Source organism: Lysobacter sp. N42 (assembly GCF_004344885.1).
Map to the genome: position 1 here is coordinate 349,553 of NZ_SKFB01000004.1, position 19,763 is coordinate 369,315.

Annotated in this window: 24 protein-coding genes; 11 read left to right on the forward strand and 13 right to left on the reverse strand. The window is 44.7% G+C overall.

Translation table 11 applies throughout. From position 1 onward, the window contains the following. Positions 1–3 precede the first annotated feature (3 nt). Positions 4–843, reverse strand: a complete 840-nt coding sequence (locus tag EYQ95_RS10875; RefSeq protein ID WP_111915718.1) for a class I SAM-dependent methyltransferase — start codon at positions 841–843, stop codon at positions 4–6. Between the two features lie 46 nt (positions 844–889). After that, the gene (gene purH / locus EYQ95_RS10880; RefSeq protein WP_111915717.1) at positions 890–2,455 is read right to left on the reverse strand and encodes a bifunctional phosphoribosylaminoimidazolecarboxamide formyltransferase/IMP cyclohydrolase; all 1,566 of its coding nucleotides are present in this window, start codon (positions 2,453–2,455) and stop codon (positions 890–892) included. A gap of 55 nt (positions 2,456–2,510) precedes the next feature. Here purH and EYQ95_RS26360 point away from each other — a divergent pair, with 55 nt between their 5' ends. Then, complete coding sequence (locus EYQ95_RS26360; RefSeq protein ID WP_165924712.1) at positions 2,511–2,648, forward strand: hypothetical protein; 138 nt, start codon at positions 2,511–2,513, stop codon at positions 2,646–2,648. Here EYQ95_RS26360 and fis read toward each other — a convergent pair. From fis to cutA, 8 genes are all read right to left on the reverse strand, one after another. After that, complete coding sequence (gene fis / locus EYQ95_RS10885; RefSeq protein ID WP_111915716.1) at positions 2,645–2,941, reverse strand: DNA-binding transcriptional regulator Fis; 297 nt, start codon at positions 2,939–2,941, stop codon at positions 2,645–2,647. The genes EYQ95_RS26360 and fis overlap by 4 nt on opposite strands. A gap of 21 nt (positions 2,942–2,962) precedes the next feature. Then, entirely contained in the window at positions 2,963–3,922 is a 960-nt protein-coding gene (gene dusB / locus EYQ95_RS10890) for a tRNA dihydrouridine synthase DusB (protein WP_111915715.1), read from the reverse strand. 156 nt (positions 3,923–4,078) lie between these two features. Beyond that, positions 4,079–4,963: a 50S ribosomal protein L11 methyltransferase gene (prmA, locus tag EYQ95_RS10895; protein WP_111915714.1), complete on the reverse strand. Its 885-nt coding sequence runs from the start codon at positions 4,961–4,963 to the stop codon at positions 4,079–4,081. An 80-nt stretch (positions 4,964–5,043) separates the two neighbouring features. After that, positions 5,044–6,387, reverse strand: a complete 1,344-nt coding sequence (gene accC, locus EYQ95_RS10900) for an acetyl-CoA carboxylase biotin carboxylase subunit (protein WP_111915713.1) — start codon at positions 6,385–6,387, stop codon at positions 5,044–5,046. 21 nt (positions 6,388–6,408) lie between these two features. Beyond that, positions 6,409–6,876: an acetyl-CoA carboxylase biotin carboxyl carrier protein gene (accB, locus tag EYQ95_RS10905; protein ID WP_111915712.1), complete on the reverse strand. Its 468-nt coding sequence runs from the start codon at positions 6,874–6,876 to the stop codon at positions 6,409–6,411. A gap of 46 nt (positions 6,877–6,922) precedes the next feature. Further along, positions 6,923–7,366, reverse strand: a complete 444-nt coding sequence (gene aroQ, locus EYQ95_RS10910) for a type II 3-dehydroquinate dehydratase (RefSeq protein WP_111915711.1) — start codon at positions 7,364–7,366, stop codon at positions 6,923–6,925. A 150-nt stretch (positions 7,367–7,516) separates the two neighbouring features. Next, positions 7,517–8,101, reverse strand: a complete 585-nt coding sequence (locus EYQ95_RS10915) for a protein-disulfide reductase DsbD domain-containing protein (protein WP_111915710.1) — start codon at positions 8,099–8,101, stop codon at positions 7,517–7,519. Continuing rightward, positions 8,098–8,415 carry a divalent-cation tolerance protein CutA gene (cutA, locus tag EYQ95_RS10920; RefSeq protein WP_111915709.1) on the reverse strand — a complete coding sequence of 106 codons (318 nt, stop codon included), beginning with the start codon at positions 8,413–8,415 and terminating at the stop codon, positions 8,098–8,100. The genes EYQ95_RS10915 and cutA overlap by 4 nt, the downstream gene beginning before the upstream one ends. A gap of 81 nt (positions 8,416–8,496) precedes the next feature. Between cutA and EYQ95_RS10925 the strand changes: the two genes are divergently transcribed. From EYQ95_RS10925 to EYQ95_RS10950, 6 genes are all read left to right on the forward strand, one after another. Then, a complete protein-coding gene (locus EYQ95_RS10925) occupies positions 8,497–9,006 on the forward strand; it encodes an FxsA family protein (RefSeq protein WP_111915708.1) in 510 nt (169 codons plus the stop codon). Between the two features lie 124 nt (positions 9,007–9,130). Continuing rightward, the gene (locus EYQ95_RS10930; RefSeq protein WP_111915707.1) at positions 9,131–9,421 is read left to right on the forward strand and encodes a co-chaperone GroES; all 291 of its coding nucleotides are present in this window, start codon (positions 9,131–9,133) and stop codon (positions 9,419–9,421) included. 48 nt (positions 9,422–9,469) lie between these two features. Next, positions 9,470–11,101, forward strand: coding sequence for a chaperonin GroEL (gene groL, locus EYQ95_RS10935; RefSeq protein WP_111915706.1), 1,632 nt, complete (start codon positions 9,470–9,472; stop codon positions 11,099–11,101). Positions 11,102–11,260: 159 nt separating this feature from the next. Further along, entirely contained in the window at positions 11,261–11,764 is a 504-nt protein-coding gene (locus tag EYQ95_RS10940) for a DUF3016 domain-containing protein (protein WP_111915705.1), read from the forward strand. Positions 11,765–11,850: 86 nt separating this feature from the next. Next, the gene (locus tag EYQ95_RS10945; protein WP_111915704.1) at positions 11,851–12,033 is read left to right on the forward strand and encodes a hypothetical protein; all 183 of its coding nucleotides are present in this window, start codon (positions 11,851–11,853) and stop codon (positions 12,031–12,033) included. An 88-nt stretch (positions 12,034–12,121) separates the two neighbouring features. Continuing rightward, positions 12,122–12,649, forward strand: a complete 528-nt coding sequence (locus EYQ95_RS10950; RefSeq protein WP_111915703.1) for a DUF3016 domain-containing protein — start codon at positions 12,122–12,124, stop codon at positions 12,647–12,649. A gap of 5 nt (positions 12,650–12,654) precedes the next feature. On the opposite strand, the gene epmB is transcribed toward EYQ95_RS10950, so the two are convergent. After that, on the reverse strand, positions 12,655–13,659 hold the full coding sequence (gene epmB / locus EYQ95_RS10955; protein WP_111915702.1) for an EF-P beta-lysylation protein EpmB: 1,005 nt from the start codon (positions 13,657–13,659) through the stop codon (positions 12,655–12,657). A 101-nt stretch (positions 13,660–13,760) separates the two neighbouring features. Here epmB and efp point away from each other — a divergent pair, with 101 nt between their 5' ends. The 3 genes from efp to EYQ95_RS10970 all read left to right on the forward strand — a co-directional run bounded on the left by efp (position 13,761) and on the right by EYQ95_RS10970 (position 15,807). After that, positions 13,761–14,330: an elongation factor P gene (gene efp, locus EYQ95_RS10960; RefSeq protein WP_111915701.1), complete on the forward strand. Its 570-nt coding sequence runs from the start codon at positions 13,761–13,763 to the stop codon at positions 14,328–14,330. Further along, on the forward strand, positions 14,327–15,301 hold the full coding sequence (gene epmA / locus EYQ95_RS10965; protein ID WP_111915700.1) for an EF-P lysine aminoacylase EpmA: 975 nt from the start codon (positions 14,327–14,329) through the stop codon (positions 15,299–15,301). The genes efp and epmA overlap by 4 nt, the downstream gene beginning before the upstream one ends. Before the next feature lie 68 nt (positions 15,302–15,369). Next, positions 15,370–15,807: a MerC domain-containing protein gene (locus tag EYQ95_RS10970; RefSeq protein ID WP_111915699.1), complete on the forward strand. Its 438-nt coding sequence runs from the start codon at positions 15,370–15,372 to the stop codon at positions 15,805–15,807. On the opposite strand, the gene trmA is transcribed toward EYQ95_RS10970, so the two are convergent. Then, the gene (gene trmA, locus EYQ95_RS10975) at positions 15,808–16,890 is read right to left on the reverse strand and encodes a tRNA (uridine(54)-C5)-methyltransferase TrmA (protein WP_111915698.1); all 1,083 of its coding nucleotides are present in this window, start codon (positions 16,888–16,890) and stop codon (positions 15,808–15,810) included. A 240-nt stretch (positions 16,891–17,130) separates the two neighbouring features. Between trmA and EYQ95_RS27030 the strand changes: the two genes are divergently transcribed. Beyond that, a complete protein-coding gene (locus EYQ95_RS27030) occupies positions 17,131–18,930 on the forward strand; it encodes a S8 family serine peptidase (protein WP_111915697.1) in 1,800 nt (599 codons plus the stop codon). A 65-nt stretch (positions 18,931–18,995) separates the two neighbouring features. On the opposite strand, the gene EYQ95_RS10985 is transcribed toward EYQ95_RS27030, so the two are convergent. Further along, complete coding sequence (locus EYQ95_RS10985; RefSeq protein WP_111915696.1) at positions 18,996–19,469, reverse strand: RNA-binding protein; 474 nt, start codon at positions 19,467–19,469, stop codon at positions 18,996–18,998. Positions 19,470–19,763: the final 294 nt, after the last annotated feature.

The window sequence follows — 19,763 nt, forward strand, 5'->3', positions numbered from 1 at the left end:
CGTTTATTCCTCTGGTTTTCTAAACTTCAAAGTAAAGCGGTCGCTTTCTCCGATGCCTATGTATAAATCGCGATTTGTTTCCCCAAGTGCAAGCGTTGGAGGTAGAGTCCAAACTCCTCGCTCGTAATTTGCGCTATCGAGGTCGTTGCTATTCACGTCACTCTCGCCAACGAACTCAAACCCTGCGGCTTCTGCAAATGCGATAGCCCAGCTTGCCTTCATGTAGCCAGAACCTTCCATTTCACTGTCGGCACGGTGTTCTGGCAAGCGGTGGTCAACAATGCCTAAAATTCCGCCTGGCTTAAGTGCGGTATAAAAAGCTTGGAATGCTTGGTTCAAACCTTCTTCGCCACCACCCATATACCAGTTGTGCATATTACGGAAGCTCAATACACGATCAGCTGAACCAGCAGGAGCGATCTCGTAGTCGCTGCCAGGTACGAATGTGCTAATGGTTACATTACTGTAAACATCAGAACCCGCCATTTTTTCTTCAAAGTTCGCACGAGAGTTACTGTAATATTCGCGCTCATGGTTCGGGTCGAAGTGTGCTGCATAAAACTGACCATCATCCTTGAGGTAAGGAGCAAGGATTTCTGTATACCATCCGCCACCTGGCCAGATTTCAACTACGGTCATGTCTGGCTGAATTTCAAAGAATGTTAAGGTTTCTAGAGGGTGACGAGCATTGTCGCGCTCTACATAAGCTTCAGTGCGATGTTCGCTGTTGATTGCTGCACTTAAGGCTTCTTGACTATTGCTCTCGGAAGCATTTTCGCCCCCAGAGCAAGCGCTTAGAAATACTAATGTAGCCGCTGTTGTTAACTTCATACTTGTACGCATGTTGTTATCTCCTTGAAGCCAGTAAAGGCTTAACTATAGCTTTTAATTAATGTCTAAAGTGTCTAATCGATGTAAATACCATGGCAATTCCATGCTCGTCTGCTGCGGCAATAACTTCTTCGTCTCGTATAGAACCGCCCGGCTGAATAATTGCTTTAATGCCAGCTTCAGCTGCCGCATCAATAGTGTCCCGGAAAGGGAAAAACGCGTCTGACGCCATGACCGAGCCTTCAACCACAAGGTTCTCGTCTGCTGCTTTTATTGCCGCAATCTTAGCACTATACACGCGACTCATTTGCCCTGCACCTACACCAATGGTCATACCGTCTTTGGCATACACAATTGCATTCGACTTCACGAACTTCACCACATTCCACGAAAACAATAGATCTTTTAATTGTTCTTCAGTGGGTTGTGTTTTAGTCACTACGTTTAAATCATCTAAACCGATTCGTGCGTCGTCGCTGTCTTGAATAAGAAGTCCGCCTTTGACGCGTTTGTAGTCTAGTTGCGGTGCTGAAGTTTCAATTGCGCCTGTGGTAAGTAAACGTACATTCGGTTTGCTGGCTACTAACGTTTGAGCCTTTTTCGATGCGCCTGGTGCGATGATTACTTCGACAAATTGACGAGAAATAATCGCGTGCGCCGTAGCTTCGTCTAGTTCGCGGTTGAACGCGATAATGCCGCCGAACGCTGACGTTGGATCGGTTTGATATGCACGTTCATAAGCCGCCAAAATATTATCACCTTCAGCTACGCCACAAGGGTTTGCGTGTTTAACAATGACACATGCTGGGGTAGTGAAATGTTTAACGCATTCAAAAGCTGCATCGGTATCGGCAATGTTGTTGTATGAAAGTTCTTTACCTTGCAACTGTGTTGCTGTGGAAATACATGCTTCGCTAACATTGCTCTCGGTATAAAACGCAGCATTTTGATGGCTGTTTTCACCGTAACGTAAGTCTTGCTTCTTCTCGACTTGAATATTGTAAGTACGAGGGAATTGACTCTCTTTACTCTGTACTTTTAAACCTAGGTAATTCGCGATCATGCCGTCGTAGGCTGCGGTGTGTTCGAAAGCAGCAGTAGCTAAGTCTTGGCGAGTTTTAAAAGTCGTTCCGCCTTCTGCTTCAAGCTCTGTAACTACGCGAGAATAGTCTTCTGCGTTAACTACTATTGTGACGTCATTATGGTTTTTTGCTGCCGCTCGAACCATAGTGGGGCCGCCAATGTCGATGTTTTCAATAGCGTCTTCGTAACTACAGTCGGGTCGAGCAACAGTTTGAGCAAATGGGTATAGGTTTACTGCGACAAGATCGATAGGTGCAATGTTTTGTTCAGCCATAACCGTTTGGTCTTTGTCTCTGCGCCCCAAAATACCACCATGAATTTTAGGGTGAAGCGTTTTAACTCGACCATCCATGATTTCGTTCTGGCCGGTATGCTCAGAAACCTCAATTACTGGAATGCCTGCTTCCTGAAGAAGTTTTGCGGTACCACCGGTGGAAAGAATTTCTACGTTGAGCTGGTGCAACTTTTGCGCGAAGTCGACGATGCCGGTTTTATCGGAAACACTCAGCAGTGCGCGCTGAACGGGACGAATCTGACTCATGGTGTACTCACTATTTTGGCGTTGACGGGAATTCAATTTTGGTCGAAGAGGAACGATGGAAAAGACTTTCCAGACCACTTCATATGCGGCTCAGTATTATACGGTATTGTGCGCAAGAAACGAAGTTAGAAAACAAAAAAGCGCCTGTGATGACTCAGCAGGCGCTTTTGAAAAAGTGAGCGATGAATCTTAGTTCATGCCGTATTTTTTCAATTTCTTACGAAGAGTACCGCGGTTGATGCCTAGCATTGTTGCTGCGCGCGTTTGATTACCACGAGTATAAGTCATTACTTCTTCAAGTAATGGAGCTTCAACTTCTGAAAGAACAAGTTCGTAAAGCTCTTCAGGATCTTGGCCATCAAGTTGACCTAGAAAGTTGTTTAGCGCTTGCTTTACAGAATTACGCAATGGCTTAGGATTAGCGTTTGGGGCTTGAGTAATTAAAGGGTGAGTTTCTGTCTCACGGTTTCCATTGTAGTCAAACATAATAGCGCTCTTTTCTCTCTGCTAAATTGACGATAAAAAATTCAAGGCTTCTAGCTGTTCAGATGAAGTCTCAAGTGCATTAAATTTCGCACGAAACTGACCTGGATTACCGAGTCCTTGTACGTACCAACCAATGTGTTTGCGGGCAATCCGAACTCCGGTATGCTCGCCGTAAAATGCATGTAGCTCCTTAAGGTGCTCACCCATAATACGTATAACTTCACTTTTTTCTGGCGGGGGAAGTTTTTCACCCGTCTGAAAGAAATGAGTAATTTCTCTGAATATCCAAGGGTTACCCTGTGCTCCACGGCCAACCATGACTGCGTCAGCTTGCGTGAACTCAAGAACCTCAAGCGCCTTTTCCGGTGACGTGATGTCTCCGTTAGCGATAAGAGGAATTTGAATAGCCTCTCGAATATTCTTAATTGTTTCGTACTCCGCATGCCCTTTGTACATGCATGCACGAGTGCGGCCATGAACAGTAAGAGCTTGTATGCCCTCACGTTCAGCGATTTCCGCTATTTGAACTCCGTTGCGATGCTCTGGAGCCCAACCTGTACGAATTTTAAGTGTGACCGGAACATCTACCGCAGCAACAACTGCACTAATAATGTCCCGAACCAGCTCAGGTTCTTGCAGTAGCGCAGAGCCTGCTAGCTTTTTATTCACTTTTTTTGCGGGGCAGCCCATATTAATGTCAATGATTTGCGCGCCTTCAACAACGTTATGTTGGGCGGCTCTTGCCATTAATTCAGGGTCTGAACCTGCAATTTGAACAGATCGTAATCCTGGCTCCTTATGATGCGCCATGCGATTTTTGGACTTGGCGGTGTCCCACACCTTCGGGTTGCTCGACAGCATCTCCGATACTGCCAACCCGGCACCAAGTTCAACGCACAGGCGACGGAATGGCAAGTCGGTAACACCAGCCATGGGCGCGAGAATAACGTTGTTCTTTAATTCGTAACTGCCAATCCGCATCGTTCAAAAACTGTTCAGCGAAAGGGTGGAGAATTTTAGGGAATTTACAGCCGAAAAAAAAGGCGAATAAGTGAACAAAAAACGATTTTTTTGCAGTTTTTTAGCTTGACTTATTCCGCCTCTAGACCTTTGTTGCGAAGACCTGTTAGGGAATTGTTACGGATTCACGGCAATACCATGAATAAGTGACCAATCACCTTCAAATCGCGCTTCCGCAAATGTAACGCCCTCCGAGTATGCATTCATCACATCCTCTGCTTGGCGATGTAGAATACCTGACATGGCGATCGGAGAGTCTGGCTTTAGGTAACCTTGAATCACGCCGGACAGCTCTTGGAGAGGGCCCGCTAGAATATTGGCAATAACGATATCGGCTTTTATGTCTGGTGCATTTTGGGGTAGATAGACTTCAAATTTGTCGCCCACGCCATTTCTTTTGGCATTATCTTTGGTGGCAATTAGTGCTTGCTGGTCTATATCGGTGCCAATACAGCGCGCGGCGCCAAGCTTTAATGCTGCAATACCTAAAATGCCTGAGCCGCAACCGAAGTCGACGATAGTTTTTCCTTCCAGATTTTGCTCGGTTAACCATGTTAAGCATAACGAGGTGGTAGGGTGGGTGCCGGTACCGAATGCCATCCCCGGGTCGAGTAAAATAAAAGGTTGTTCTGGTTTCGGGGGCTCATGCCAAGAAGGAACGACCCAAAACTTGTCTCCAAAACAAATGGGTTTGAAGTTGTCCATCCATTCTCTTTCCCAATCTTTGTCTTCGAGTGGGTCGGTTTTATATTGCAATGGTTGAGCAAGAAAGCTTACTTTCGCTAAATTACTCAGTATGGGCTGTAACTTTACTTCAGCTGGGTAAAGACCAGTCACTAGGGTTTGCGACCATAGCTGAACTTCACCGGGGCCAGGTTCAAATATAGGTGCGTCCTTTGCGTCTCTATAGGTCACTGCTTGGGCTTGGTTAGCCATAAGAATGTCACCTAGTTGACGCGCGTGCGCCTCGTCGGTAGTTAGCGTTAGTTGAATCCAAGCCATGCTTTACCCTTAATCACAAAAAAAGCTCAGACGACTGTCTGAGCTTTTGTATTTTAGCAATTTAAGAAAGAAACGGGAAACTAAGAGATTCCCAGTTTCTTTTCTAAATAATGGATGTTTGTTCCGCCATGTTGGAAGTTCTCGTCGGCCATGATCTCTTTCTGCAAAGGAACATTCGATTTGATGCCTTCCAAGATAAGCTCACCTAGGGCATTGCGCATTCTTGCAATCGCAACGTCTCTGTTGTCTCCATGGGTAATAAGTTTACCAATCATAGAGTCGTAGTTAGGTGGTACACGGTAATCCGTGTAAATATGAGAATCCCAACGGATGCCTAGCCCACCTGGTGGGTGAAAACGTGTCACCGTGCCTGGAGACGGAATGAAGTTTTTCGGATCTTCAGCGTTTATACGACACTCTACTGCGTGACCCCGAATCACCACGTCTTCTTGACTGATCGACAAAGGTCTGCCCGCCGCAATACGAAGTTGTTCTTTCACTAAGTCGATTCCTGTTACAAGCTCTGTAACCGGGTGTTCAACCTGAATACGTGTATTCATTTCAATGAAGTAGAACTCACCGTTTTCATACAAAAACTCGAACGTTCCCGCGCCGCGATAACCAATTTCGATACAAGCACGAGCACAGCGCTCGCCAATGCTTTTACGCATTTCTGGAGTAATACCTGGCGCTGGCGCTTCTTCCACTACTTTTTGGTGGCGACGTTGCATAGAACAATCGCGTTCTCCTAGGTGGATAGCGTTGCCTTGTCCATCAGCTAATACCTGGATTTCGATATGACGAGGATTCTCTAGAAACTTCTCCATATAGACAATTGGGTTACCAAACGCTGCGTTTGCTTCGGACTGTGTGGCTTGAATTGAGCGAAGTAGATCTTTTTCTTCGCGCACAACACGCATACCTCGACCACCACCACCGCCGGCAGCTTTAATAATAACTGGATAACCAATACGTTTAGCGACTTTTAGGTTCTTCTCGTCGTCGTCACCCAAAGGGCCGCCTGAACCAGGCACACATGGAACGCCTGCTTTTTTCATCGCTTCGATTGCTGAAACTTTGTCACCCATCATGCGAATAACTTCTGGCGTAGGGCCTACGAAAATAAAGCCCGAATTTTCGACCTGCTCTGCGAAATCAGCATTCTCTGACAAGAAACCATACCCCGGATGGATGGCTGCCGCGTCGGTAACTTCCGCCGCGCTTATAATTCGAGGAATATTTAGATAGCTTTCTGCAGCTGAAGGCGCGCCGATACAGATAGACTCGTCAGCTAAAAGAACGTGTTTTAAGTTCTTGTCGACGGTTGAATGTACAGCAACTGTTTTTATACCGAGCTCTTTACACGCGCGTAAAATGCGTAACGCAATTTCACCGCGGTTGGCTATCACTACTTTATCTAGCATGACTATTGCCTTTTTGTTCGGTTATTCAATGATGAATAGCGGTTGATCGAACTCAACAGGTGCTTCGTTTTCAACTAATACTTGCTTCACCACACCCGACACTTCTGCTTCAATTTGGTTCATCATCTTCATAGCTTCAACGATGCACAGGGTGTCGCCCACGTTAACGCGCTGACCGACAGTAACAAATGCTTTCGCCCCTGGAGCTGGAGACTCGTAGTAAGTACCGACCATTGGCGACTTAATCACGTGGCCTGAAACTTCTTCCTTGGCAGGTTCAGCGTTTGCTGCCGGCGCTTCTGCTGCCGGTGCCGCCGCAGGAGCCGGAGCTGGCATGTGCTGAGGAACTTGATATTGCGCCATTGCAGGCATCATGTTCTGATTATTGCGACTAATTCTTACCGCTTCTTCACCTTCGGTAATTTCTAGCTCCGCAATGCCAGACTCTTCAACAAGTTCGATTAATTTCTTAATTTTCCGAATATCCATAAACCGTATCACTCATTATTAGTGTTTAAATTAATGTTTTTTAATTCTATTTGTTCTGTAAATGCTGCAATGCACCTTTCAGTGCAACTTCGTAACCCGTCGCGCCTAATCCACAAATAACCGCCTGTGCACAGTCGGAAAAGTAGGAGTGCCTACGAAATGGTTCGCGAGCATGAACGTTAGACAGGTGAACCTCTATGAAAGGTATGCCTACGCCTACTAGAGCGTCTCGTAAAGCAACACTGGTGTGTGTAAACGCCGCAGGGTTAATAATAATAAAATCTATTTCCCCAGATGCTTGATGTATCGCGTCGATAAGTTCGTGTTCTGCATTCGACTGAACATGGGAAATTCTTGCTTGGTTTGTAGCACTTTGTAGCGACTCGATAATAGAAGCCAAGGTTTGCGTGCCATAAATCTCAGGCTCACGGGTACCGAGTAAATTCAGATTTGGACCATTAATAATAAGAATCTGAGCTTCTTTATGCATTACTTGTAGCCATTTGTCGCTAACTTTCGCGAACCCACAGTTTTGTGATGAGCTCGCTACCTAAATTGTTAATTGGCTTCTATTATAATCAGAAATTTCCAAATCGCAGCAAATTACTGGTCTTATCACCGAAAATGCGACACTTTACTTTCAACTTTGTTGCTTTTTGCGAATGATGAAAAGAGCTAGTAAGCCAACTGCGAGCACTATAATGAGAAAGACCCAGCTGTAATTTCCATTTCCAGGATTGGATGTTTCGGTATTAATGGCGGCTGTCCCATTTACGCCGTTGGTTTGGCGCAGGAAAATAGTCTGCGTAGATGGGGGGTAGCAAAAACCTTCATCGGCACATCCTTGGTAGTGAACCGTCAGAGGTTCATTCCGACGTGCTTGGTTTAGACTTACATTGAACGAAACTTGATCACGATAAATGACAGTTGACCCAAAGAACTGATCTTCATAAGCAATCCCTTCAGGTAACTCTATTTCTCCTGCGACTTTTTCTTCAGGGGTTAAATTGAAGCGTTCTTGATAAAGATAAAAACCTTCCGGTATTTGAAAAGAAACAGTCAGCTCATGGTCAATTTGTTGATAGTCGAGAATAAAGACTTCTTCGGGTGGTGGAAATGAGTTGGCTCCGTTTAAGCTTTGTAAATTTAAGCCGTTCGCTTGTGCGTGGACACAAACTGAAAATAGAACGCCAACAACAATGACGCTAAGACGAATAAAACTCATGAATTTACTTCCTCATTAATCCAACTTAAATACGGGGACAGCCCTCTGTCTATCTTCACGGCGATAATTTCTGGCACATCATAAGGGTGATGTTCTTGAATGTATTGTTCGGTTTTCCCATATGCTGAGTCAGTTGTTTTTATAAATAAGGCATGTTCAGCAGAAGACTCTACTTTGCCTTGCCATCTATAAAAGGACTTGCCTTGAGGTTGAACTTGCACACAGGCGGCAAGGTTATTTTGAATAAGTCCCTCTGCTATTGCTTCTGCGGCAGCTAGGTCGGGTGTTGTAGTTATTATAAGTAAGTGTGACATAACGTTCGATTCAGATGTAGTTACCTTGAAATAAAAGAAGTACGCCCAAATGTGGACATAATAACCGAATGGGAGTTCATCATGCAGTTAGTTTTATTTGTACTTTTTGTGGTCATGCCAATTATTGAAATTTCGGTATTGGTGCAGGTTGGCCAACAAATTGGTGCAGGCCCTACGATTGCCTTGGTTATTTTAACTGCCTTGTTAGGTTCAGGCCTAGTTAAGCAGCAGGGGTTGAATACCTTTGCCAGAGCCCAACAAAAGATGGCTATGGGCGAAATGCCGGGGCAAGAATTAATTGCGGGATTCATGATTCTCGCGGCGGGTATATTTTTAGTCACGCCTGGGTTCGTAACTGATGCATTGGCCCTGCTTATGTTGTTGCCGGTAATTCAAAAGCATGTAGGTATGTGGGCTTTGAAAAAGTTAGCCCATAGTAAAAACGTGCACTTTTCATTTACGGGTGCGTCTTCCCGATCTTCGTCACAATATAAGAGCACTCGTTCAAGCAACGAACACGGGAATACGTTTGAAGGGGAGTATTCAAGACAAGAAGATTTTGAGCAGGTTGAGGATAAAGAAAAAAAGTAAAAAAAATTGCTCTTAGCTCTTGGAATTACTTTGTGTGACCCCATTTAGTTACCAACTTATTTTTTAACAGATGGCTGGAATGGTTCCAGTCATTTTTTCCATCATTGATTATGGGAGTATCTCGATGAAACTTCGTCCTTTACATGATCGTGTGATTGTTAAGCGCTCTGAAGCAGAGAGCAAATCACCGGGCGGTATCGTTCTTACTGGTTCTGCAGCAGAGAAATCTACGCGTGGTGAGGTTATCGCTGTAGGTAATGGTCGCATTTTAGAGAACGGTGAAGTGAAGCCGCTAGACGTAAAAGTTGGTGACACAGTTCTATTCAGCGACGGCTACGGTGTAAAAACTGAGAAGCTGGACGGTGAAGAAGTTCTTATTATGAGCGAGTCAGACATTCTGGCGATTGTTGAGTAATTCTCGACTTTCAGTGTTTCAACCGAATTAGATTGAAGGAAGAAAATCATGTCAGCGAAAGAAGTAAAATTTGGTAACAGCGCGCGTCAGAAAATGCTAAAAGGTGTAAACACCCTAGCGGACGCGGTAAAGGTTACTCTTGGCCCTAAAGGCCGTAATGTAGTTTTAGAGAAGTCATTTGGTGCGCCAACGATCACTAAAGACGGTGTTAGCGTTGCGAAAGAAATCGAGCTTGAAGACAAGTTCGAAAATATGGGCGCGCAAATGGTTAAAGAAGTGGCGTCGAAAGCAAATGACGAAGCGGGCGACGGTACGACAACTGCAACTGTATTAGCGCAGTCGATTGTTACTGAAGGTTTGAAAGCGGTAGCTGCGGGTATGAACCCAATGGACCTTAAGCGCGGTATCGACAAAGCGGTGGTTGCTGCAGTAGAGGAATTGAAGAAGATTTCTCAGCCTTGCTCTGACAGCAAAGCGATTGAGCAAGTGGGTACAATTTCTGCTAACTCAGACAGCACCATTGGTGAAATCATTGCCAAAGCAATGGACAAAGTAGGCCAAGAAGGTGTTATTACCGTTGAAGAAGGTCAAGGCCTGCAAGACGAACTTGAAGTAGTAGAAGGTATGCAGTTTGACCGTGGTTACTTGTCTCCATACTTCATCAACAACCAAGAAACTGGAACTGTTGAGTTAGACAACCCACATATTTTGTTGGTCGACAAGAAAATCAGCAACATTCGCGAATTACTTCCTGTACTAGAAGGTGTAGCGAAGTCTGGTAAGCCTTTATTGTTGATCGCTGAAGATGTAGAAGGTGAAGCGCTAGCAACACTAGTTGTAAACAATATGCGTGGCATCGTGAAAGTTGCAGCAGTTAAAGCTCCTGGTTTCGGTGATCGTCGTAAAGCTATGTTGCAAGACATCGCTACGTTAACTGGCGGTACCGTGATTTCTGAAGAAATCGGGATGGAACTAGAAAAAGCACAACTTGAAGACTTAGGTAGTGCTAAACGTGTTGTGATTAACAAAGACAACACCACTATTGTTGACGGTGCAGGAGACCAAGACGCAATTGAAGGTCGCGTAACGCAAATTCGTCAGCAAATCGAAGAGACTTCTTCAGACTACGACAAAGAGAAGCTTCAAGAGCGCTTAGCAAAACTAGCTGGCGGTGTTGCGGTAATTAAAGTTGGCGCAGCAACTGAAGTAGAAATGAAAGAGAAGAAAGCACGTGTAGAAGACGCACTTCACGCAACTCGCGCAGCAGTTGAAGAAGGTGTAGTACCTGGTGGTGGTGTTGCTCTTGTGCGCGCTGCAAGCAAATTAGCAGAGCTTCGTGGCGACAACGAAGAACAGAACGTAGGTATTAAAGTTGCACTTCGTGCAATGGAATCACCTCTTCGTCAGATCGCATACAACGCGGGCTCAGAAGCTTCTGTAGTTACGAATAAAGTGAAAGAAGGCGAAGGTAACTTTGGTTACAACGCAGGTAACGATACCTACGGTGACATGCTTGAGATGGGTATTCTTGACCCAACAAAAGTGACTCGTTCAGCGTTACAGTTCGCAGCCTCTGTAGCTGGCCTAATGATTACCACTGAAGCAATGATTGCAGAGCTACCAAAAGAAGAAGCTCCTGCGATGCCTGGCGGTGACATGGGTATGGGCGGAATGATGTAATCGGCCCTGTTCGGATGAAAAAGCTGCGCCTTGGCGCAGCTTTTTTCGTTTTAGCGGGTTTACTTTTTTTGACACACTTAAACGCTTTGTGACCACAAATTTGCGAAAGAACGTATATGCTGTAAAAGTAAGCAAGGATTCAGAATTTAGGAGGGTCCTATGAATCGCATAATTGCAGTTTTAATGTTGGGTTTGGCATTCGCAATGCCTGCACAAGCAGGAGAAGCCTCAGTAACGTGGGAAAACCCTGACTCATATCGAGACATTCGAGCTGCGGAAGAATTACAGTCGCGTTTTGAAGAGCGGGTTTTTGCAGAGTTTGAAAGACATTTTGCTGAGTTGGCGGGGAAACTTCCCGACGGTCAAAAGTTACATATCACAGTAACCAATCTTGATTTGGCAGGTGAAGTTTTACCGAATCAATTTGGTGGCTCAATGAATATGGTGCGTGTTGTTCGTAACTCAGACTTTCCCAGCATGGAGTTTAACTATCGCCTAGAAAGTGCTAGTGGAGAGACGTTAGCAAGTGGCCAAGAGCGTCTTAGAGGTCGTGACATGCCTGGTCAAGGAAGTTCTTATATTCAAGGTCGTTCACAACATGAAATGCTTGATTATGAACGAGCTATGCTAGATAGATGGTTTTATTTTAGATTTGAGCAATAAATTTTCTAAAGTTGTGGGTTTTACGGTCGATAGCATGGATGCGGCGTGTTTCGTCGCGCAAATTTAGGCAGTAAAAGGAGGCCAAAATGGAAATTGCATCGCAAGGTCCACAACAGCTCGAGTTGGTTTCGCTTAAGTTGGCGAAGAATCAGCAAAAACAAGAAGGTGCGGCAACGCTTCAACTTCTTGATTCTGCGGCTCAGTCGGCACCAAAGCAGAACTCGACTCCGGGGGCTGCCGTAGGAAACAACATCAACACTACAGCATAAGCTTTAGTTTGGTGGGCGCCCTGCGGAATTCCGCAGGCGCCATATCTTCTCTCCAGTCTCCCGTAAACTTAAACAATGGGAGGTTCTCATGAAATTTCTAAAAGTCACTTTAATTCTTGCGTTAGGTATTGGTATTTCGCCAGTAACGTTTGCAGGTGAGGCTTCTGTTACATGGTCCTCACCAGAAAACTATGAAGACGTTCGTTTAGCGCAAATCGACCCAGACAATGAAGAGTTACAGGTTCGCTTTTCAAGAATTGCTCGCCATATCGACAGGCTTGCAGAAATGCACCTTGCTGATGGTGAAGAATTGAAAATTACTGTAACCGATTACGACATGGCTGGCACCATGCTGGCAAATCAAGGTTTCAATGCAAGGGAGTTCGAGCGCAAAGCTATGATGAATGAGTTTCCTGTGATGACGATAGACTTCGAGCGCGTTTCTGCTGACGGAACTGTTGTATCATCAGAGCAAGGCGTTGAAATTGAAGGGCGGGCAATCCGCACCGAAGGGAGATCTCGATTTCCTCGGATTTCCTCACGTGATGAATACGTGAGTGCAGAACTCAATATGCTAAACCGTTGGTTTGCGCAGCAGTTCTTAAGCCAAGAATAGTCGAACTAAAAGGCGGAGATCGGAGTTTTACTAAGCTCTCCGCCTACTTCCTGCACTAACTTAGGTACAAGAAACCCTGGCAGTTCTACCAAGAGTTGTTGATAAATTTCCTGTGCTTTTTGTACTTCAACATTGAAGTGACTCGCTCCCTCCACTTTATCTAATAAATGCAAGTAGTAGGGTAAAACCTGCCAATCGAATAACTTTTCACTGAGAGCTACGAGTGTTTCAGTGTCGTCATTAATCCCTTTCAACAGAACAGATTGATTGAGCAAGAGAATGCCATGCTCTTGCCAGATCGAGAGGCGTTTCTTGAGTTCTTCGCTTAATTCATTCGGGTGATTGGCGTGAAGAACTAAAATGCTTTTTAAGCGACTTGATTCGAGCACTTTGGCTAAGCTGTTTGTGAGTCGACTTGGAATAACTATAGGTAGTCGCGAGTGGATTCTTATGCGTTTTATGTGGTCAATGGACTCAAGCGCACGAACAAAATCTTCTATTTGTTGATCTGAGGCCATAAGAGGATCGCCGCCACTAAGAATAACCTCGTTGATTTCAACGTTTTTGCGAATATATTCGAGAGATTGCTCTTTTTGCTCTCTGCCGAAATGATTCTCTTCATAGGGAAAGTGACGTCTAAAACAGTATCTACAATTTACTGCACAGCCACCTCTGAAAATAATAAGGACTCTAGATTTGTACTTATGTAACAAGCTTGAGGGGCCTTCAAGTTGCTGTTCAAGTAACGGGTCTCGTACAAAGTCTGGGTGTTGTTGAAACTCGTCGGCTGAAGTCATAACTTGCTTAAGTAGTGGGTCGTTCGGATTGCCTTGACCCATGAGAGCGACAAATGGTTTCGGCACGCGCAAGGGAAATAATGATTTTGCAGGTGCGTTATGGCGAATCCAGGACTCATCTAGATTAAGAACCCGACCTAACTCTTCAGGAGAGGTAATGCTGCTCGCTATTTCTTGTTGCCATTGAGGGCGTACTTGTAATGAAGAAGCCATATTCCGAAAAACTATGCATGGTGCGCGCTATTTTACCTGAAATCTCTTTATATTTGGTTTATTATTAGCGCCAAAATTGCCTAAGGATGAAAGAGGAACATATGGCAAGTTACAGCACAAGTGAATTTAAAGGTGGTCTGAAAATCATGCTCGACGGCGAGCCATGCTCGATCATCGAGAATGAAATGGTCAAGCCAGGTAAAGGCCAAGCATTTAACCGTGTGAAGATTAGAAAACTGTTAAGCGGTAAAGTGGTTGAGAAAACGTTTAAGTCAGGCGATTCAGTTGAAGCCGCGGACGTGATGGAAGTGGAATTAGACTACTTGTATAACGACGGCGAATTCTGGCACTTCATGAATAATGAAACGTTCGAGCAGTTAGCGGCAGACGAAGCGGCTGTAGGTGATAGCGAAAAGTGGTTGGTTGAGCAAGATACTTGTACGCTTATGCTTTGGAACGGTAAGCCAATCACAGTAACACCACCAAACTTTGTAGAACTTGAAATCACGGAAACAGATCCTGGTTTGAAAGGTGATACAGCCGGTACTGGCGGGAAGCCTGCAACGCTATCTACTGGCGCTGTGGTTCGTGTACCTTTGTTCGTGCAAACGGGTGAAGTGATTAAGGTTGATACGCGCACCGGAGAGTATGTTTCTCGCGTTCAGAAATGATCGAATCTAAATCTTGGCAGCCTAGTGCTGCACTCGAAAATATAAAAGCTCGGTCTGCTCTTCAACAGCAGATTCGAGCTTTTTTCTTAGAGCGTGATGTTGTTGAAGTTGAAACGCCGATATTGGCAGCTAGCGGTGTAACTGAACCTCATATCGCCAATATGCAAGTACATGCAGAGTCTGGTCAGTTTAAGGGGCTGCATAAACTTTATTTACAAACTTCTCCTGAATACGCAATGAAGCGATTGCTTTGCGCAGGCATAGGAGACTGCTTTCAAATATCCAAAGTGTTTCGAAATGACGAGATTAGTTCTCGTCATAATGTCGAATTCTCTATGCTGGAGTGGTATCGCCTAGGCTTCACGGATGTGGAACTGATGGCAGAAATAGAGCTCCTTATGCGTGAGATATTTCCCGATGTCGCTTCACAATACTTAACCTACCAAGACGCATTTATCCGTTATGCGCAAGTTGATCCACTGGCTGCTAATGCTCAGGAGCTTGAGGCTTCTTTAATGCAGAAGGGTATTGATTGTGAGGTTGTTAAAGGAGATAGAGCCGCTCTGCTCGATTTACTCATGAGTTGTGTGGTTGAACCTTCACTAGATAGAGAACAACTTACCTTTGTTTATCACTTTCCTGCTGAACAGGCTTCTCTCGCAAAGCGCTGCGAACAAGATGACCGAACAGCGCATCGGTTTGAACTTTTCTATGGTGGGCTAGAGCTCGCGAATGGCTATTGGGAACTGCAAGACCCAATTGAACAACGAGCTAGGTTTGAGAAAGACAACACGCAGCGAGGCTCTATGGGATTACCAGAAGTTCCAATTGATGAGCGATTTTTAGCTGCGTTGGAGTCGGGCTTGCCTGCCTGCGCTGGCGTAGCGATGGGCGTCGACCGCTTACTGATGCTTAAGTTAGGGGCGAAGCATATAAAAGAAGTTCTAACCTTTACAACTGATTCAGCCTAAATATTGTAATCGGGTTAGCCATCCCTCTCTTTGGTATGTTATACTGTAACATTAGTTGAGAGGTTCATATGCAACATAAAACATTCGATAAAGCTGGTATTTGGGTCGCAATCTTGTGTGCGATTCATTGCTTACTCGTACCCGTAATTCTTCCTACCCTTAGTTTAATGGGGCTGGCGTTTATGGGGTTGTTTTGGGTTGAGATGTTGGTCCTTTCTTTGAGCGCAATTATTGGTGGTTCAGCGGTTGTTATGGGACTAAAGCACCATGGTAGTTTTATCCCACTACTTATGTTGATTGCTGGAATAGCCTTATTTATCGCAAAGCACGACCTTCATGCACCATGGGAGCAGATTGTTATTGTTATAGCCTCCTCGCTTTTAATCGGTGCGCATTCATTGAACTTGTATTTATGCCGTGCGAAAAACCACGTGCCGTGTGAAGAGGTTGATGAACAACAAGCCGTAGAGCATGCTGTCGAAAGCCCCGCTAAGGTATCTTCTTAATTAATCCTTTCGAACAAGGTGTACGCCAGACTCCATATGGTGTGTAAACGGGAACTGATCGAATAGAGCTGCGGCTACTACATGATGGGTTTGGCACAGTTTAGATAGGTTCTCTACCAACGTTTCTGGATTACAACTGATGTATATAATGTGTTGGTAGGGTTGAATTTGCTCAAGAGCATCACTGTCTAGCCCTGCTCGTGGAGGATCAACCAGTACGGTTGAAAAGTCATAGGTCTCAAGTTCAAGATCATCTGCTCTTCGAGAGTCTAATTTACCGGCAATTGCTAAAGCAAAATCTTCCGCTGACATTCTCGCTATTTTCACGTTTTCAATTTTATTCAGTGCGATGTTCGTTTGCGCTGATTTTACCGATGTTCTCGAAATCTCTGTTCCTAATACGCGCTTAAAGTTGCTCGCTAGTGGAAGACTGAAATTACCATTGCCGCAATAAAGTTCTAATAAGTCACCTTCTAATCCACTAGTTTCTCTTTGCGCCCATTCCAACATTTTAACGTTGATCGCGGCATTAGGCTGAGTAAAGCTATTTTCTACTTGTTCAAATAAATAGTCTTTTCCGGCGACGGAGAGCTTTTCGATCACTGCGTCTGTATCTAGACAGATTTTCTGCTTACGTGCTCTACCGATAATGTTCACGGCACAAAACTGGCTTAGGTGGCCTTTTAGACCTAGTACTTCGTTCTGCCATGTCTCGTCGAGCTGTCTATGGTAAAGCAAAGAAATAACAGCCTGATTAGAGGTTGTGGTTAAGAAGTCGACCTGAAACAGGCGGTTTCTTAAAATTTCCCTATTTTTTACGTAATCTAATATTTCCGGCATTAAGCTGTTTATAAGCTCCCCTGCAGCAGGAAACTGGTCGACCCTATATTTATCCCGAGTACCGGGGTGGAACATCACGTAATACAAGTCGTCCCCATCATGCCATACTCGAAATTCGGCTCTCATACGGTAGTGTTGCTCGGGGGAGGCAAACACGTCTATTGAAGAGGTATAAAAGGGCGCCAACTTCTCGGTAAAAAGCTGTTTTTTGTTTTCGAGTTGAGTTTGGTAAGACTCAGACATGAATAATTTCCTTGGCGCCGCAAATTTAAAGGCGCGTATTGTAACTCGAAGCTTATTACAAAGCACGGCTGCGTTAAGTTGTTTGTAAAGTGGGTTGAAGTGCTGAAAAAAGTGCGATAGATCTATGCACTTGTTATGACTTGTCAATAAAACATTAATAATTAAGTTATGGCAATGGAAGTGAATCCATACCTTGCATCGGAAGCTACTTAAAATAATAAATCAAGGTAATTCTTATATATGTCTTTTTCAAAACTAACACTGTTACTCACCAGTGGAGCAGCACTTGGCATGTCTATGATGCCTACGGTATCTGCTAATCCAGACCATCAACGTGTCATTGTTAATTTTCAGCCAGGTAGTCACGCAGCAGTGATGCGCTCGGTTGAGCGAGCTGGAGGTCGCCAGGTTGTAGATCTACAGCAGCATCATGCAATGGCAATTGAAGTTCCCGCTCAAGCGTTAAATGGCTTGCGCAATAATCCTAACGTTCTTTTTATTGAGGAAGACGTTAAGAGGGAGCCGATGAGTGAATATGAGCCGGGTGCACCTTATGGTATTAGCTTGGTTCAAGCTGACCAGGTAACTGCGCAATTAGCGAGTGGTCGTAAGGTTTGCATTATCGACTCGGGCTATGACTTAGGTCATCCAGATTTACAAACTAACTTTGTTACGGGTGAATACGACTCGGGGTCTGGAGACTGGTATGTGGATGGTAATGGCCACGGTACACACGTAGCAGGAACCATTGCTGCAGTGTCGAATGGCGAAGGTGTCGTGGGTGTAATTCCCAATGCAGAACTCAATCTTCACATAGTAAAAGTATTTGATGCTAATGGTTGGGCATACTCATCATCACTTATCGCCGCGGCAGACCAGTGCGCTGCCTATGGTGCGAATGTGATTAATATGAGTCTTGGTGGATCAAGAGCGAGTAACACCGAGAGAAACGCGTTTAGCGCACTTAACGACGCGGGCGTTTTGAGTATTGCAGCTGCCGGTAACGACGGCACCACAGCTTATTCTTATCCCGCTTCATACGATGCGGTAATGTCTGTAGCTGCTATTGATAGCAACAAGCAATTAGCAGATTTTTCACAGCGAAATGATCAAGTAGAAATATCTGGACCTGGTGTAGACGTGCTATCTACCGTACCAAGAGGAATGGGCCAGGTATCTACTTTTACCGCAGGGGGCTCAACATTTGCTGCTTTAGGCATGGAAGGTTCAGTTGAAGGTGACGTGACCGGACCTTTAGTTGATTGTGGCTTGGGTACAAGTACTTGTACAAATGCTCAAGATGCAGTGTGTTTGATAGAGCGCGGTGACATTAGCTTTGCTGACAAAGCCCTAGCCTGTGAAGCCGGTGGCGGTGTTGCAGCCGTTATCTATAACAATGTCGCAGGAGCGTTAAGCGGTACATTGGGTACAACTAATGTTTCTATTCCTACTGTGGGAATTAGTGACGTAGACGGAGCAAGTGCTTTAACTTCTTTGGGGCAAAGCGCATCTGTTACTCTTGGTGCGGGTGATTATGCGAGCTTTAATGGCACGTCTATGGCTACTCCACATGTGGTGGGCGTAGCAGCATTAGTTTGGAGTCATTTCCCAGAGTGTACTAATAACGAAATCAGAGATGCATTGAAAGCAACCGCTGAAAACTTAGGTGCCGCCAATAGTTACGGCGCCGGTCTGGTTCAGGCGAAAGATGCATACGACTATCTAACCTTAAATGGCTGTGCTGGTGGTGATACTGGCGGTGGCGATGGCGGAGATAACGGTGGTGACACCGGTGGTGCTTCCATCGAGTTAGCAGGACAAGGTGGTAAGGTTCGTGGTCGCTGGACGGCTGAACTATCTTGGACTGGCACGAGTACTACCCAGGTCGATATTTTCAGAGATGGGGCATTAATCGATACAGTGAATGATTCTGGTGCATATACAGACAGCACAAACATGCGTGGTGGTGGTTCTTTAACTTACCAAGTATGTGAAGCTGGAACGTCTGTTTGTTCTGAGCAGGTTACAGTTCAGTTCTAAGTTAACTCTAGAAAATAAAAAAGGGGTTACCTCTCGCGAAGTAACCCCTTTTCTTTTATATATGTTTATTCAGATTGTTCAGAATGAGCTAAACGAACCTTTAAAGTGCGCCCTTCAAATTCTTTATCATTCAATTTAGAAAGTGCCTTCTCAGCTGCTCCGTCTTCCATTTCAACGAAACCGTAACCTTTCTTACGACCCGTTCTTCTGTCTTTCACTAGCCTTACAGAAAGAACTGCACCATATTTAGCGAACGCATCTTTAACTGCGTTCTCGTCAGTTTTAAAAGGTAGGTTACCCACATATAGGGTAGTACCTTCGCCTGCACTTTGGTCTGAATCAAAGTTAGAGCTTGCCTTGCGGGTTGGAATAATGTTCGCAAGTAATGGCACAAGTGCACCACCTAAAAATGCACCAAGAGCAATAATGCTTATTGTAGTGGAGTCAGAAGATGTTAGGAAAAGTTGGCTAACTAAAGTAAAAACGACAGCGAATAATGCGGCAATAAGAATACGAGTTGCGCTGCTAGCTTGTTCCATGAAAATACCTTTATAAGTCTAATTGTTGAAAAACAATCGCTATCTTAGCGTTTCATTGTGGTGGCGGCAAAGCCTTGAGCATAAAAAATAAAAGCTAATGCTTAAATAAAGACTCACATTGAGCGAAAAGAAACAAAAATAAGATGTTTAGGTCTTTTTTTAACCGATCAAGGTGAAATACATACTTAACTACCCACCTTTTGCTTAAAAATGAACTTCAAACATAGAAAAATGAAAAAAGTTTTCATCAATGAGTTGACATAAAAAAATGGGTGTGTAGAATGCGCACCTCGC

What these genes read in the sequence shown, in the direction of transcription:
- EYQ95_RS10925 (WP_111915708.1), top strand. Translation starts at nt 8,497, where the DNA reads ATGCAGTTAGTTTTATTTGTACTTTTTGTGGTCATGCCAATTATTGAA.
- trmA (WP_111915698.1), bottom strand. Translation starts at nt 16,890, where the DNA reads ATGTCTGAGTCTTACCAAACTCAACTCGAAAACAAAAAACAGCTTTTT.
- EYQ95_RS10940 (WP_111915705.1), top strand. Translation starts at nt 11,261, where the DNA reads ATGAATCGCATAATTGCAGTTTTAATGTTGGGTTTGGCATTCGCAATG.
- EYQ95_RS10950 (WP_111915703.1), top strand. Translation starts at nt 12,122, where the DNA reads ATGAAATTTCTAAAAGTCACTTTAATTCTTGCGTTAGGTATTGGTATT.
- purH (WP_111915717.1), bottom strand. Translation starts at nt 2,455, where the DNA reads ATGAGTCAGATTCGTCCCGTTCAGCGCGCACTGCTGAGTGTTTCCGAT.
- groL (WP_111915706.1), top strand. Translation starts at nt 9,470, where the DNA reads ATGTCAGCGAAAGAAGTAAAATTTGGTAACAGCGCGCGTCAGAAAATG.
- EYQ95_RS10945 (WP_111915704.1), top strand. Translation starts at nt 11,851, where the DNA reads ATGGAAATTGCATCGCAAGGTCCACAACAGCTCGAGTTGGTTTCGCTT.
- fis (WP_111915716.1), bottom strand. Translation starts at nt 2,941, where the DNA reads ATGTTTGACTACAATGGAAACCGTGAGACAGAAACTCACCCTTTAATT.
- epmB (WP_111915702.1), bottom strand. Translation starts at nt 13,659, where the DNA reads ATGGCTTCTTCATTACAAGTACGCCCTCAATGGCAACAAGAAATAGCG.
- EYQ95_RS10985 (WP_111915696.1), bottom strand. Translation starts at nt 19,469, where the DNA reads ATGGAACAAGCTAGCAGCGCAACTCGTATTCTTATTGCCGCATTATTC.
- EYQ95_RS26360 (WP_165924712.1), top strand. Translation starts at nt 2,511, where the DNA reads ATGGAAAAGACTTTCCAGACCACTTCATATGCGGCTCAGTATTATACG.
- efp (WP_111915701.1), top strand. Translation starts at nt 13,761, where the DNA reads ATGGCAAGTTACAGCACAAGTGAATTTAAAGGTGGTCTGAAAATCATG.
- EYQ95_RS10930 (WP_111915707.1), top strand. Translation starts at nt 9,131, where the DNA reads ATGAAACTTCGTCCTTTACATGATCGTGTGATTGTTAAGCGCTCTGAA.
- prmA (WP_111915714.1), bottom strand. Translation starts at nt 4,963, where the DNA reads ATGGCTTGGATTCAACTAACGCTAACTACCGACGAGGCGCACGCGCGT.
- aroQ (WP_111915711.1), bottom strand. Translation starts at nt 7,366, where the DNA reads ATGCATAAAGAAGCTCAGATTCTTATTATTAATGGTCCAAATCTGAAT.
- accC (WP_111915713.1), bottom strand. Translation starts at nt 6,387, where the DNA reads ATGCTAGATAAAGTAGTGATAGCCAACCGCGGTGAAATTGCGTTACGC.
- EYQ95_RS10970 (WP_111915699.1), top strand. Translation starts at nt 15,370, where the DNA reads ATGCAACATAAAACATTCGATAAAGCTGGTATTTGGGTCGCAATCTTG.
- dusB (WP_111915715.1), bottom strand. Translation starts at nt 3,922, where the DNA reads ATGCGGATTGGCAGTTACGAATTAAAGAACAACGTTATTCTCGCGCCC.
- EYQ95_RS10875 (WP_111915718.1), bottom strand. Translation starts at nt 843, where the DNA reads ATGCGTACAAGTATGAAGTTAACAACAGCGGCTACATTAGTATTTCTA.
- cutA (WP_111915709.1), bottom strand. Translation starts at nt 8,415, where the DNA reads ATGTCACACTTACTTATAATAACTACAACACCCGACCTAGCTGCCGCA.
- epmA (WP_111915700.1), top strand. Translation starts at nt 14,327, where the DNA reads ATGATCGAATCTAAATCTTGGCAGCCTAGTGCTGCACTCGAAAATATA.
- accB (WP_111915712.1), bottom strand. Translation starts at nt 6,876, where the DNA reads ATGGATATTCGGAAAATTAAGAAATTAATCGAACTTGTTGAAGAGTCT.
- EYQ95_RS10915 (WP_111915710.1), bottom strand. Translation starts at nt 8,101, where the DNA reads ATGAGTTTTATTCGTCTTAGCGTCATTGTTGTTGGCGTTCTATTTTCA.
- EYQ95_RS27030 (WP_111915697.1), top strand. Translation starts at nt 17,131, where the DNA reads ATGTCTTTTTCAAAACTAACACTGTTACTCACCAGTGGAGCAGCACTT.